11 protein-coding genes are annotated in these 12,989 nt (G+C 63.9%); 1 reads left to right on the forward strand and 10 read right to left on the reverse strand.

The window, feature by feature from the left end; all coding sequences use genetic code 11:
• Positions 1-59: 59 nt before the first annotated feature.
• The 7 genes from araG to FQ755_RS35550 all read right to left on the reverse strand — a co-directional run bounded on the left by araG (position 60) and on the right by FQ755_RS35550 (position 7,861).
• On the reverse strand, positions 60-1,589 hold the full coding sequence (araG, locus tag FQ755_RS35520) for an L-arabinose ABC transporter ATP-binding protein AraG (RefSeq protein WP_144162643.1): 1,530 nt from the start codon (positions 1,587-1,589) through the stop codon (positions 60-62).
• Between the two features lie 196 nt (positions 1,590-1,785).
• Positions 1,786-2,784, reverse strand: a complete 999-nt coding sequence (locus FQ755_RS35525; protein WP_144162645.1) for an arabinose ABC transporter substrate-binding protein — start codon at positions 2,782-2,784, stop codon at positions 1,786-1,788.
• 190 nt (positions 2,785-2,974) lie between these two features.
• Positions 2,975-3,769: an SDR family oxidoreductase gene (locus FQ755_RS35530; RefSeq protein WP_144162647.1), complete on the reverse strand. Its 795-nt coding sequence runs from the start codon at positions 3,767-3,769 to the stop codon at positions 2,975-2,977.
• The gene (locus tag FQ755_RS35535) at positions 3,766-4,446 is read right to left on the reverse strand and encodes a 2-dehydro-3-deoxy-6-phosphogalactonate aldolase (protein ID WP_144162649.1); all 681 of its coding nucleotides are present in this window, start codon (positions 4,444-4,446) and stop codon (positions 3,766-3,768) included. Before FQ755_RS35535 ends, FQ755_RS35530 begins: the two co-directional genes overlap by 4 nt.
• Positions 4,447-4,481: 35 nt before the next feature.
• Positions 4,482-5,600, reverse strand: a complete 1,119-nt coding sequence (locus FQ755_RS35540) for a 2-dehydro-3-deoxygalactonokinase (RefSeq protein ID WP_144162651.1) — start codon at positions 5,598-5,600, stop codon at positions 4,482-4,484.
• Positions 5,597-6,538, reverse strand: coding sequence for an IclR family transcriptional regulator (locus FQ755_RS35545; RefSeq protein WP_144162653.1), 942 nt, complete (start codon positions 6,536-6,538; stop codon positions 5,597-5,599). The genes FQ755_RS35540 and FQ755_RS35545 overlap by 4 nt, the downstream gene beginning before the upstream one ends.
• 351 nt (positions 6,539-6,889) lie before the next feature.
• Positions 6,890-7,861 (reverse strand): glycosyltransferase family 2 protein, encoded by a 972-nt coding sequence (locus FQ755_RS35550; RefSeq protein ID WP_144162655.1) that lies wholly within the window; start codon positions 7,859-7,861, stop codon positions 6,890-6,892.
• A 327-nt stretch (positions 7,862-8,188) separates the two neighbouring features.
• On the opposite strand from FQ755_RS35550, the gene FQ755_RS35555 reads away from it, so the two are divergent.
• Positions 8,189-9,013, forward strand: a complete 825-nt coding sequence (locus FQ755_RS35555; protein ID WP_144162657.1) for a hypothetical protein — start codon at positions 8,189-8,191, stop codon at positions 9,011-9,013.
• Positions 9,014-9,051: 38 nt separating this feature from the next.
• On the opposite strand, the gene mtgA is transcribed toward FQ755_RS35555, so the two are convergent.
• From mtgA to FQ755_RS35570, 3 genes are read right to left on the reverse strand one after another with little or no spacing between them, the layout of a single operon-like run.
• On the reverse strand, positions 9,052-9,771 hold the full coding sequence (gene mtgA / locus FQ755_RS35560) for a monofunctional biosynthetic peptidoglycan transglycosylase (RefSeq protein WP_144162660.1): 720 nt from the start codon (positions 9,769-9,771) through the stop codon (positions 9,052-9,054).
• 5 nt (positions 9,772-9,776) lie between these two features.
• Positions 9,777-10,724, reverse strand: a complete 948-nt coding sequence (gene aroE / locus FQ755_RS35565; RefSeq protein WP_144162662.1) for a shikimate dehydrogenase — start codon at positions 10,722-10,724, stop codon at positions 9,777-9,779.
• Entirely contained in the window at positions 10,721-12,859 is a 2,139-nt protein-coding gene (locus FQ755_RS35570; protein ID WP_144162664.1) for a ribonuclease catalytic domain-containing protein, read from the reverse strand. Before FQ755_RS35570 ends, aroE begins: the two co-directional genes overlap by 4 nt.
• Positions 12,860-12,989: the final 130 nt, after the last annotated feature.

Below are 12,989 nucleotides of genomic sequence, written 5' to 3' on the forward strand. Positions count from 1 at the left end.
CACTCCTCCCGTTTTCGTCACGGGCTGACGGGTTATTGGGGACTTGCGTCCGGTCAGATTCAGGCCGCCTGCGCGGCGACGGTTTCCGGGTCGGTCGAACTTTGCGGCAAAGCGAGGCTCAGCACCGCCTGCTCGTTGGCCTCGCTGCGCGGCAACTGGCCGGAGATGCGGCCTTGCCGCATCACCACGACCCGGTCCGACACGCCGAGCACTTCCGGCAATTCAGACGAAATCATCACGATTGCACAGCCGCGCTCGGCCAGCTGATAAATCACGTTATAGATCTCGTGCTTGGCGCCGACGTCGATGCCGCGCGTCGGTTCGTCGAGAATCACCACGCGCAGATCGGGCTCCGCGAGCCAGCGCGACAGGATCGCCTTCTGCTGGTTGCCGCCGGAGAGAAAACGGATCTTCTGGCGGCGGCTCGGCGTCTTGATCTTCAGCAGCTTGATAAAACGGTCCGCCGTCTCCGCTTCTTTCTTGCGGTTCAGGAAGAAGCCGCCGCGCAGGTAATGGCGCCGGCAGCTAATGTTGATGTTCTCGGACACGGTCGCCATGGCGACGATGCCTTCTTCCTTGCGGTCCTCCGGACACAGCACGATGCCGTGGCGAATCGCTTCGCCGGCGCTGCGCACCTTGATGGTCTTGCCGTCCAGCACAATCTCGCCGTTCTTCTTGCTGTCGGCGCCGTACACGAGGTGCATCAGTTCGCTGCGGCCCGCGCCCACCAGACCGAAAAAGCCGACGATCTCACCACGCCGCACTTCGAACGAAGCCGGTTCCTTGAGCGGATGGCCTTCGATCGCCTTGGCGGCGAAGCGCACTTCGCCGAGTTCGCGCGGCTTGTAGCTGTAAATATCGGAGATTTCGCGGCCGACCATTTCAGCCACGATCGTCTCGCGCTTGACTTCGGCAAGCGACGGATGCGACGCCACCTTGCGGCCGTCACGGAAGATCGTGCAGGCGTCGCAGAGTTCGTAGATTTCATCCATCCGGTGCGAGATGTAGATCATCGCCCGGTTGTCGGCCTTCAGATCGCGCACCAGCTTGAACAGCACTTCGGTCTCGCTGTGCGAGAGCGAACTGGTCGGTTCGTCGAGCGCGATCACGCGCGCGTTGCGCATCAGCGCCTTGCAGATTTCCACCATCTGCCGCTGGGCGATGGAGAGCTTGCCGAGCTTCGCGTTCGGATCGAGCGCCACACCCATCGCTTCGAGCCGTTCGCGCACGAAGCGCCTGGCTTCGCGCTTGTTCACCCAGCCGAGCGAATTGGGCAACTGGCCGAGCAGCAGATTTTCCGTGACCGTGAGATCCGGCACGTATTGCAGTTCCTGGTGAATCACGGCGATTCCCGAAGCAATCGACGCGGCCGCACTACCGAAGCGCACCTCATTGCCGTCGATCAGCAGGCGACCGGAATTCGGCTGATATTCACCACCGAGAATCTTCAGCAGGGTCGATTTCCCCGCGCCGTTCTCGCCCATCAGGCCATGCACCTGGCCGACGTTCACGTCGAAGGACACGCCGTCGAGCGCACGCACGCCTGGAAAGACCTTACCGATATTGTCAAAACGCAGCGTCGCTGACACTTCGCCTCCTGTTGCATCCTGTGAACCGCAGGCACCGGACGGCTTGCTGCCGCTTGCCGGCACGACGGTCTGTCTCAACTGATGTTGCACCTGCCGGCGCGCGCATTTCATCCACGTCCTGCGCGCGCCGCCTCAGACGGAGCGGACCGCCGGCATCAAACTCCGGCTGTCCGGCCCGCTGCCTTGCCCTGACGGCTTACTTCGACGCCAGGCCCATCTTTTCGCGCACGTCCGCGACGTTGTCACGCGTCGCCAGCATGCCGGTCGTCAGCGTCAGCGCCGGCGGTTGCTTGCCTTGCGTGATCCAGTCGTACATCAGCGTCGAGGTTTCTTCGCCATGCCGCTTCGGGCTGATGATGACCGTGCCGTAGAAGCCCGTCGGGGTCGGCTTCTTGAACTCGTTCAGAGCCGAGTCCGAACCGCCGATGCCGATACCGATCATGTTGTCAGCCTTGAAGCCACGGCCTTCCGCTGCACGCACGGCACCCAGCACCGCTTCGTCGTTCAGACCGTAAGCGATCCAGTGCTTGAACTGCGGATTCTTGGTCAGCGCGATGTTGGCGGCGTTGAACGCGTTTTCCGTATCGGTCTTCGCTTGCGGCGCCTCGACGATGTTGGCCTTCGGGAAGCCGGCCGCCACGAGTGCTTCCGTCGCGCCGCCCGTGCGGTCAACCGCGGTCGGCAGCTGGTTGTAGGTCACGTCGATCGCGCCCACGTCCTTCATGTCCCAGCCGCGCTTCTTGATTTCCGCAGCAAGGCCTTCGCCCACCTGCTTGCCGATGTTGAACGCCGAGATGCCCATATGCGGCACCGAAGCGATCGGCTTGCCCGCGCCGTCGACGAGACGGTCGTCGACCGTCATCATCTTCAGGCCGTCAGCCTTCGCCTTGGCGACGATGCCCGGTCCGAGCTTGACGTCCGGCGTGCAGATAATGAAGCCCTGTGCCTTTTGTGCGGACAGGTTGTCGATCGCGCTCATCACCTTCTCGCCCGAGGGTGCGCCGATTTTCACCAGCGTGAAGCCCTTTTCCTTCGCAGCGATCTCAGCAAACTTCCATTCGTCCTGGAACCACGGCTCTTCCGGCTGCTTCACCAGGAAGCCGATCTTGACCTCGTCCGCGGCCTGAACGACCGGGGCGTTGAACAGCACACCTGCTGCTGCGGCTGCCAGCGTGAGGAAAATTCTACGTTTCATGTTGCAGTCTCCTGACTAATTAGTAGATAACGAGAAGGTATCGGCCGCGTCTTCTTATCCGGTCCTGACACACGCGGCCAGCGCGTCAACCGGCTGAAACTGTGCGCGGCGCTCGATGGCGCTACGCTTGTATTTGCTGCACGGCGGCGCGCTTTCCACGGTGCGCCGCCCTGTTTCTGCAGACGGTGGCTCAGTCGTGATACAGCACCGAGCGCCCGCCATCCACCGTGATGCAACTTGCGTTGATGAACGGCGCCTCGTCCGACGCGAGGAACACCGCCGTCATCGCCACTTCTTCCGGGCGGCCGATGCGTTTCATCGGCTGCAAATCCAGGGTTGCCTGATGGGCCGCCGCCGGGTCGGGCTGGCTGTTCCACCAGTCGTGCGTCAACTGCGTTTCGATGTAGCCCGGCGCAATCGCATTGACCCGCACATTGCGCGGCGCGTATTCGATGCCGAGCGCGCGCGTCAGTCCGATCACGCCGTGCTTCGCCACCGGGTACGGGAAGCAGCCCGGAATGATCTTGAACGCGTGTGTCGAGGCGATGTTCACGATGCTGCCCGCGCCACGTTCGACCATTCCCGGCAGTACCGCGCGGCAACCGTTCCAGACGCCGTCCAGATCGACGGCGAAACAGCGGCGCCAGTCGTCGTCGGACATCGTCAACGGATCGCAGAACACGTTGATGCCCGCATTGTTCACCAGCACGTCGAGCGCGCCGAACGCGCTTTGCGCTTCGCTCACGGCGTGCTGCACCGAGGTGGATTGCGTGACGTCGGTCTGGACCGCGAGGGCTCTTGCGCCGTCGATGCCTGCCTGCGAGCACGCCGCTTCGATATCCCGCGCGGTACGTTGCGCGGTTTCAAGATCCAGTTCCGCCAGCACGACCGCCGCGCCCTCGCGCGCAAACGCCAGCGCGATAGCGGCGCCGATGCCGCGACCGGCGCCGGTGATCAACGCGACCTTGTTGGCGAGCCGGTTCATTTCTTCGCGCCTGCCCGGGCAATGCGCAGGCCGTTGATATAGGCCCGTGCATGCGAAGCCGTGGTCGCCGGGCTCTGCCCCGGCTTGTACAGCGCCGAGCCGAGCCCGAAACCATTCGCGCCGGCGCTCAGAAACGGCCCCATGTTGTCCGGCGTGATGCCGCCGACCGGCACCAGCGGCACTTCCGCCGCGATCACCGCGCGCCATGCCTTGACGACCTGGCAGCCGAGCTGTTCGGCGGGGAACATCTTCAGCACATCGGCGCCGTTTTTCAGCGCCAGAAACGCTTCGTTCGGCGTCGCCACGCCGGGCGAGCAGGCGAGCCCTTGCGCCTTCGCGGCGATCACCACATCCGCGTCGCTATGCGGCATCACGATCAGTTCGCCACCCGCCGACTTCACGTCGTGGACGAAGCTCGGATGCAGCACCGTGCCCGCGCCGACGATCGCGTCGGCCGGCAGCGCCTTGCGGATCGCCGAGATGCTGTCGAACGGTTGCGGCGAATTGAGCGGCACTTCGACGATGCGAAAGCCCGCTTCGTACAGCGCCTGGCCGTGATCGGCGGCATCGGCGGGCGTGACACCGCGCAGAATCGCTATCAGGGGACACGCGTCGAAGGCCGCCATCAACCCCGCGTGGGGCGAATAGGGAGCAGGCAGATTGATGTGAGGTTGCATGTCGGTTCCTTGTCTGTGTCGTGCGCGGCGGCGCCTTAGCTGGCGCGCGCGGCGCCGGGCGCCGCCGGCTTAACTGCCGCGGTTGCCACGGGTGTGACCAATCCTGCCTGCGTCGCGATGCGCCACAGGCCGTGTTCGGTGGCGCGCTTGACCAGCGCCGTGCCGGTACAGCCGAACTGGCCGAGCGCCAGTTGATAGCGCGCGCACAAGGCTTCATTGCCGATCAGGCGCAGCGCGTGCCCGGCGAGGCCGGTCTGCTGCTGGGCGAGCACCGCGTCGAGGCCAGACAGCTCGTGGCCGATCAGCAGACCCGACAGATAGTCGGGCTGCTGCTGGCCGCCAAGCTGGCCGGTGAGGCCGAGCGTGCGCGTGCTGAAGATCGTCGCCAGCACGCCGGCCGGCCCTTTCTCGCGCGCGATATTCACGCCGCGCAGGAATGCTTCGGTATCCAGATGATCGGGCGTCACCATCGTGCGGCCGAGAATCGTGTGGTCGCGCAGCGCGGCAAACACCTCGCCGGTCATAAACGTATAAAAGCGCTCGACCCGGCCGCCGCGTACCACCACCCATTTCGCGTGGGTGCCGGGCAGACCGATCAGTTCATATTGGCTGTCGTCCGACGCGGCAGGGCCGTCGCCGAGCGCGCCGAAAATCTGCGTTTCTTCGCCGCGCATCACGTTGGGCAATTCGCCGCGTTCGAGCACGCCCGGCACGATATGCAACGTCGCGCCGCGCGCGGTCTGTACCCGGACGATGCCCGCGACCAGCGCATCGGCACTCGCCGGCGCGTCGACGTATGGCGCTTCGAGCCAGCCTTGCGCGCTGCCGACCATGCCGGCGGCGATCATCGGCACGTGAGGCGCACGTTCGAGCCAGCCGCCGCAAACGGCTTCAAAGGCGGCGTCGAAACCGCCTTCAGCCGCCGGACGCGGCAAATTCATGATGCCTGCGGTCGATTCGCGCGTGTCCAGCACGTTGCCGGCGGCGTCGAACAGATAGGCGCGCAGGGCCGTCGTGCCCCAGTCGAGCGCGATCAACGCGGCCTGATCGAAACCGGCGGGCTGGGTTTGCGCCGCGGCGGCATTGACCTCGCGTGCAAGGTTTGAGACTTCGGCGACCTGAGCGACCGGCATGGGAGAACCCGCTTGCGTCATCGTTTGATCCTGCGCGTCGCCGGCTGCGGCACACGCCAGCCGAGGTCTTCCGAGATGGCGCGCGCTTCGCGCTGCACGACCGGAATCAGTTCGTCCATCCGTTCAAGCGACATATACGGGATCGTGCTCGCCACCGACAGCGCGGCCACGATCGCACCCGACGCATCGCGCACGGGCGCGGCGACGCAGCGGATCGAAGCCTCGTTTTCTTCGAGGTCGAAGGTGTAGCCGCCGGCCGAATAGCTGGTCATGCGCTGCATGAAGGTCGGCATGTCGGGACGGTTGTCGGGCTTGAAACTGACGCCGGCGAGCGCACGGCGCGAGGCGTCGAACAGCGACTGCCAGGACTCCGGCGTGAGGTCGAGCATCATCGCCTTGCCGATCCCCGTCGACGCCAGCGGCATCCGGTGACCGACCCGCGAACGCATTTCGAGGCCACGCGTGCCGGAGATCTTGTCGATGTACAGCACGTCGTCGCCGTCGCGCACGCCGAGGTGGATCGTATCGAGCGTCTGTTCGGCGAGCGATTCGAGATGCTGGCGCGCCACGGTGGTGAGCGGCATCTGTTCGAGCGCGATGGTGCCGAGTTCGATCAGCTTCGGGCCGAGCAGATAGCCGCCCTGCACCTGACGCAGATAGCGCGCCTGAACCAGGCTGCTGACGAGCCGATGCGTGGTGCTGCGAGTCGTGCCGAGCGCGGCGCCGAAGGTGCGCAGATCGCGCACGCCGGCGGCGGCCGCTTCGAGAATGGCGAGACCGCGCAGCAGGGTTTGCGTGCCGGCTTGCTGCGGCGTGACGTCGAGCAGCGTGCTCGGCAGCGCGATTTCGTCGCCGGATGCGCGGGAATCGGCCGCGCCGTTGAGCGAGCGGGCGCGCGGTTGGGCCACGGCATCGGAGCCGGGATCGGCTGCGGCGTGAGTGGACATCGCTTTATTCATGGCGATTGGGCGATTAGTTGGGGTGTTACCGCGCGGGGCCGGCGTGGCGGCCAGAGAAACGGGACGGAGCACGGCAAGTGCGTGCTTTCTGCCTGACGGTAATGGGCATGGCTGGTTGTCTCCGATCGTATGGTCTGCGCCGGCCGCACGGTGCTCGTGCGGGGATTGCTGCGACCTTTTTTGCCTCGCTGGCGGCCCGGCTAGCGCTTCTCGCGTGCCTTGCGACGGTGCCTGACGGGCTTGGTGCTCCGAATTGTAGGGCGTTTCCCGGGGAATCTCCAATATGTGAATGTGTCGCTCATATATTGGGATATAGGAGAACGAAGGCGCTGGAACGGGACCGGTGATGCGTCAAGGTCCGCCTGCCACGGCGGCGCGGAAGGCCGAGGCGTGGCGGGGATCCGCGGCATAGGCGTAGAAGGCCGTGCGGGAAGGAAAGGCCGGTCGCACGGTTTGAAAGAAGCTCAGCATTTCGGTCAACCGCCGGTTCCGCAAAAACAGCAGGTAGGCCGCCAGATCCTGCTCACCCAGATCAGCCGAGAAAAAGCGCGGGCCGGACGCGGACAGCGCCTGCGCAATCACGGCCGCGAGTTCCACGCGCACCTTGTCGTGGTCTTCCCAGATCGTGTTGTTGTCATGTACCCGGTAGACGATGTGCTCATGTTCGAGGTCAAGGAACACCGCGCTATGGGCGCAGGCAAACATCAGGAAATCGAGATCATGGCAATAGCGAAGAGGCTGGAATCCGCCAGCCTCGTCCCATAGTCCACGCGTGAAAACCATGTTGGATGTCGTCGCGACGAAGTTCTCGTTCAGCAAGGCGAGTTGCGGTAGTTTCGTCTGCTCCAGAAAGTGCCGCGCACGCCGCATCCAGTCGAAGGCAAACCCCGAGTTCAGCCGCACGCCCTGGCCGTCCATGATGCCGGGATTGCCCGCGACAAGGCCGACGCCGGGCCGCTCGCGAATCACCGCCCGGCAACGTTCGAGTTTGGTCGGCGCGAATACGTCATCCGAGTTGAGCACGGCAATGTAGTCGCCGCGACTGATCCCGATAGCCCGGTTAATGGTGGTATGGGCTCCGGCGTTCTCCTGCCGGAAAGTCTTCACATGCGGCAGGTTGGCCAGCTTGCGTTGCGCGAGTTCGAAACCATTGTCCGACGAACCGTCGTCAATCAGAACGATCTCGTCGGCCGGAGACGTTTGCGACAAAACGCTGTCGAGCGCCGACTCGATGTATTGGGCGTGGTTATAGAGCGGCACGACCACTGAAATAGCGGGAATGGGCGGCGAAACTGCTTCATCCGGTCTTTTGATGCTCGACATAATAATAATGCCAAATATAATTCACTTTTATTGAATGATAAATAGCGCCCCACGCATCGCTGTTAAACATAAATTAAAAGCAAAACGCTTGTGCTCCGGGACGCTCAGCCACATTTAATTGTACGCCACCTTTGTCTCGAAGGCTTTTCAAACCGGCGCTCACAATATCTTCATCAATCAAAAAAGCAGATTAAGAATCGTCTCATAGATTATTAATTTCAAGAACCCCATAATGAATGTATTTTATACACCAAAATGCCTTTCAAAATGCGCACGATAATAGTCACTGCCTCGGACGACACTTTCATGCCTCTATTGCGTGGGCTCGTGAACTCATTGAGCCTGTTTGAAAACCAGTTGCCCTTGGCAGATATCGGATGTCTCGATGTCGGTTTGAATGCTCAGAATCGCGCCTGGATTTGCTCCGAGGGTATTGGCATTGTCGAACCCAAATGGGATTTACCGGTCGATGCAGCGCTGCGCGGGCGCGCGCCGCATCTGCGCGCGCTTACCGCCCGTCCTTTCCTTCCTGACTATTTCCCCGGATACGACGTGTATATCTGGATCGATTGCGACGCGTGGGTGCGGGAGCAATTCGTTCTGGAATGGCTGTCCCGCACGGCGGCAAGCGGTGCATTGAGCATCGTGCCCGAGCTGGACCGGTCTTACGACAAGACACTCACCTCCGCATGGCGAGCTGACCGGTTGCGCCGGTACTACGGCGACAATGCCGCGCAGCAGATCGGCGCTCGAAATTACTATAACGCCGGCGTATTCGCCCTCAGAGGGGATGCGCCGCATTGGAGCCATTGGGCCGAAAGTTTCGCACACGGGTTAGACGCAACGGCCGGCACCGTGGTCTGCGATCAGACCGCTCTCAACCACGCTATAGGGTCTCGGTCACTGCCTGTGCATCCATTGCCTTCCATTTGCAACTGGCTGTGCCACCTTGCACTACCTCACATCGATCCTGGCACTCGTAAGTTCTGCGAACCGTACTTTCCGCACGCCACAATTGGGATTCTCCATTTGGCCGCCAACACCAAAGATCTCACTTTTCGGCTGCATAACGAGAATGGCGCGTCGGACGAAATCAGCCTTCGCTTTCGCGCACCGCAAGCCCAGGAAAACGTCAGCGAGCCTGTTCAGTAAGGCCAATATGAACACGCCGCGAACACGGCGGCGGCTTGTTACGGCAGTTCAGCCGCGCCCATCCGCCGGCTAATCACGCCCGCGCGTTGCGCCAGGTATGGCGAGTTGCGGTGCTCGTCGAAATATTGAGGCCTCGGTAGCATGACCGCGAGGCGTGCCGATTGCGACGCCGTCAGTTTCGCCGCCGAAGTCTTGTAGTAATAGTGAGCGGCAGCCTCGGCGCCGTACACGCCGTTACCCCACTCGACCGAGTTGAGATAAAGCTCGTAGATGCGCTCCTTGTCCATCAAGGTCTCGAGCATCCACGTGATGATCAGCTCCTGGCCTTTGCGGACGTAACTCTTCTGGCGCGATAAAAACAGATTGCGCGCCAGTTGCTGCGAAATCGTCGAACCTCCCGCCACGATTTTGCCGTGCGCCTTGTTCTTCTCCCACGCCTGCAGGATCGCGTCGGTTTCGTAGCCGTTGTTGTTGACGAAGTTCGCGTCCTCAGAAGCAATGATCGCGCGTTTGAGATTGCGCGAAATCTGCTCGTATGGCACCCAGGTATGCTGAATCGACAGATCAGGCCGATCGTCGGCCAGACGCCGGGCGTCCGAGCGCATAAACGCCGTCGACTGCGGATTCACGTAGTTCCAGATGCCGATCTGCACGAAGTAGAACAACTGTGTCGCGATCCAGGCGATCGCAACCACCGCGCCCACGTAAAGGATCCAGCGGGTCGGTCCCGGCCGGCTGGCTTTCCTCGTTCGCATCATCACCGTCACGCCGCGCCCGGCGCCGTCAGCATCTGGCGCAGTTGCGCCAGCACCGGCGCGCCGTCGGGACGCACGCCGCGCCAGATGTAGAACGACTCGGCCGCCTGCTCGACAAGCATGCCCAACCCGTCCGCCGCGCGCGCCCCTAGCGTTTGCGCGTGCTGCATGAAGACGGTCGGTTGCGCGCCGTACATCATGTCGTAGGCGAGCGTGGCGCTGCCGAACGCGCCGTCGTCGCATTCGGGTAAGGCGGCGTCCAGGCTGCCCGCCGTCGCGTTGACGATGACGTCGTATGCGCCCGCTTCGATGGCTGCCGCGCTGCCGCCGCTCAGGCGGCAGCCGGCTGCGTGAGCCGCCGCGCCGAACTGGTCGACCAGCTCGCTCGCCTTCGCCGCCGTGCGGTTGACAATGGTCAGCGTATGCGGCGCGCGCTCCAGTATCGGCAGCACCACGCCACGCGCGGCGCCGCCCGCGCCCAGCAGCAGGATGCGGGCGCCCTTGAGCGGCGTGGCCAGATTGACTTCGATATCGCGCACGAGGCCGAAGCCGTCCGTGTTGTCCCCGTAGATCTCGCCCGGCTCGAAGCGCAAGGTGTTCACCGCGCCCGCAGCCGCGGCGCGCGGCGAGAGCTTCGTGGCCAGCGCGTGCGCCTCCAGCTTGAAGGGCACCGTCACGTTCAGACCGCGTCCGCCCGCTTCGACGAACGCGCGCACCTGCGGCAAGAAGGCGTCGATGGGCGCGAGCAGATGCGTGTATTCGACCGGCTCGCCGGTCTGCTCAGCGAAGCGCGCGTGGATGAACGGCGACTTGCTGTGCGCGACCGGATTGCCCACCACTGCATAGCGGTCACGCGGGCCGGCAGCGGCAATCGCCCGATCCGTCGTCTGGTTCAGGGTCTGCTGCGTGACGCCTGGCAAAGCCGTCGACGCAGACGCCGAAGGAGTCCGGCTCATTGACCCGGCTCCTCCACCTGCTGACCCGCAGGCGTGTCTTCTTCGTTCGCACCGTCGTCGCCGTTTTCCTCAGGGGCCTCTTCCGTACCCGCCTCGGTGTCGGTCTCGGTCTCGGCCTCGGCTTCCGCCTCGCTCTGCGCCGAATCGTCCGCGGCGTCGAGCAATTCTTCTTCGCCCCCGCCGTCGTCTTCGACGTCTTCGGCTTCCTCGGGCTCGGCGCCGCTCGTGACCGTCGGCGCGTCGAGCACGTGCAGCATCCGCACGGACGCTTCCACGGTCAGTTCGTCGATCGACATCACTTCCATCAGCAAACGCGTGCCGCGTGCATGCACGCCGAGCGCCGGCACGTGCAGCAGCAGCGGAATTTCTTCGAGCCGCACCAGGTCGTCCTTCACCACCGTCGCCACCACCTGCTTCTTGTCCTCCTGCTTCAGCCAGCGCAGGCACCAGAAGTACTCCATGCGGCGCTGGTGATCGGCGTAGGCCGAGTAGGTGTCGTCGAAGCCCTGGACGACGGCGAACAGATCGGCGTCCTTCGGCTTGAACGGCGCCGCCAGCTTGGCCGTGACGCCATGCTGCACGCAGGCGAGCAACTGCCATTGATTCACGAGGTCGGTGTAGCGGCGCAGCGGCGACGTGCTCCACGCGTATTGCGCGACGCCAAGTCCTTCGTGCGGCGCGGCGGTGGTCTGCATGCGCGTGCGCTTCGGACCGACCGGCGCGCCGAAGGCCCGTTGCGAACGGTAGATACCCGGCACGCCGTGATCGTGCAGGAACGCGCCCCACGACGAATTGGCGAGAATCGCCAGCTCGGCGACGATCGTATCGAGCGGCGAGCCACGGCGGCGCGGCGTGATGGTGATGTGCTCGCCGTCGACGTAGAAGTTGAAGTCCGTATTACGCTGCACTTCGCGGCGCAGGCCGTAACCGGCGCGCGCCTGCTGGCGCTTTTCGAACAGCGCGAGGGCGAACGGCCACAGCACCGCGATATCGTCCTTATGCGGATACTCGCCGCTGCCGGCGGCCAGCGCCTCTTCGGTGACGAGTTCGTCGAGCGTGTTGTGCCGCAGGTTGTTCTTCACGAACACGCGTTCGGCGCGGGTCTCGCTGGCGACGATCTCCTGGGTTTCGCGGTTGACGATCACATACAACGACAGCGCCGGGCGCAAGCCGCCTTCGGCGAGCGTGAAGGCTTCGACCACGCTATCCGGCAACATGGTGATCTTGTCGCCGGGCATGTAGACCGTCGACAGACGCGTGCGGGCGATCGCATCGATCTCGTCGCCACGCGTAATCCCCAGCGCCGGCGCCGCGATGTGCACGCCGATCCGCACGCGGCCATCGGCCAGATGCTCGACCGAAAACGCATCGTCGATTTCGGTGGTGGTGACGTCGTCAATCGAGAAGGCCTGTACATCAGCCTCCGGCAAATCCTCCGGTAGCGCGCCGACCGTCACCGCCGGGAAGCCCGTACCGTGCGGGAAGAATTCCGACAGGAAACGCGCTTCATGCAGCGCGCGCGCCGACGGAATGCCGCCGCATTCGAGCATCAGCCGCGCCTGCGAAATGCCGCGCGCGGCGGCCGCCGCTTCGAGCGCCTTGTATTCGATGGTGTTCTTGTCCGGCCTGGTGAGGAGACCCAGCGCCTTGCCGGCGAAGGCTTCCGGCAGCCGGCCCGCTTTCAGCTCTTCTTCGTATCCGGCCTGCACCAGCCCTTGCTGACGTTTGCGCTCAAGCGCGGCGAGCGCCAGCTTGAGTTGCTCCTGCGGCGCGCGCTGATACTGGCCGCGGCCCTTGCGGCGGAAATAGACCGGCGCGCTGTGCATGCGCAGCACCAGCGCGGCCCGCTCCACCGGACCAAACGACGCGCCGAAATAATCGGCGCCCAGCGTGGCAAACGGGAATTCGTCGTCGGGCGCGCATTCCCACAGGAAGTCCAGATCGATCTCCTGCGCGGCCGCGTCCGCCTGCTGGATCAGATCGCCAGCGCTCGGCTTTTCGAATTCGATCAACACGTCTTTGGCGCGCACCTTCGCGCGCCGGCCGCCCGGCAGCTCGACCTGGAATGCATCGCCCTGGCGCGACAGCACGCTGCCCGCCTTGAAACTGCCCGATTCCTCAAAGAAAACGTTCACTCAATACTCTCGTTCTGACTTTGCATCTGCCGCGGCGCCTGGCGGTTGAATTCGGCCCGCGCGTCGGCAACGTGTTCGTGGTGGTGGATCCGCGCGCGCATGCTGGGCGCGGGCGGCATGAATCAAGGGT

Origin of the sequence: Paraburkholderia sp. BCC1885 (assembly GCF_900996235.1) — a bacterium.
In the GTDB taxonomy this organism is placed as follows: domain Bacteria; phylum Pseudomonadota; class Gammaproteobacteria; order Burkholderiales; family Burkholderiaceae; genus Paraburkholderia.

Coding starts and splice junctions, on each gene's coding strand:
- FQ755_RS35525 (WP_144162645.1), bottom strand. CDS start 2,784: ATGAAACGTAGAATTTTCCTCACGCTGGCAGCCGCAGCAGCAGGTGTG.
- FQ755_RS35550 (WP_144162655.1), bottom strand. CDS start 7,861: ATGTCGAGCATCAAAAGACCGGATGAAGCAGTTTCGCCGCCCATTCCC.
- FQ755_RS35530 (WP_144162647.1), bottom strand. CDS start 3,769: ATGAACCGGCTCGCCAACAAGGTCGCGTTGATCACCGGCGCCGGTCGC.
- FQ755_RS35535 (WP_144162649.1), bottom strand. CDS start 4,446: ATGCAACCTCACATCAATCTGCCTGCTCCCTATTCGCCCCACGCGGGG.
- mtgA (WP_144162660.1), bottom strand. CDS start 9,771: ATGATGCGAACGAGGAAAGCCAGCCGGCCGGGACCGACCCGCTGGATC.
- FQ755_RS35545 (WP_144162653.1), bottom strand. CDS start 6,538: ATGAATAAAGCGATGTCCACTCACGCCGCAGCCGATCCCGGCTCCGAT.
- FQ755_RS35540 (WP_144162651.1), bottom strand. CDS start 5,600: ATGACGCAAGCGGGTTCTCCCATGCCGGTCGCTCAGGTCGCCGAAGTC.
- aroE (WP_144162662.1), bottom strand. CDS start 10,724: ATGAGCCGGACTCCTTCGGCGTCTGCGTCGACGGCTTTGCCAGGCGTC.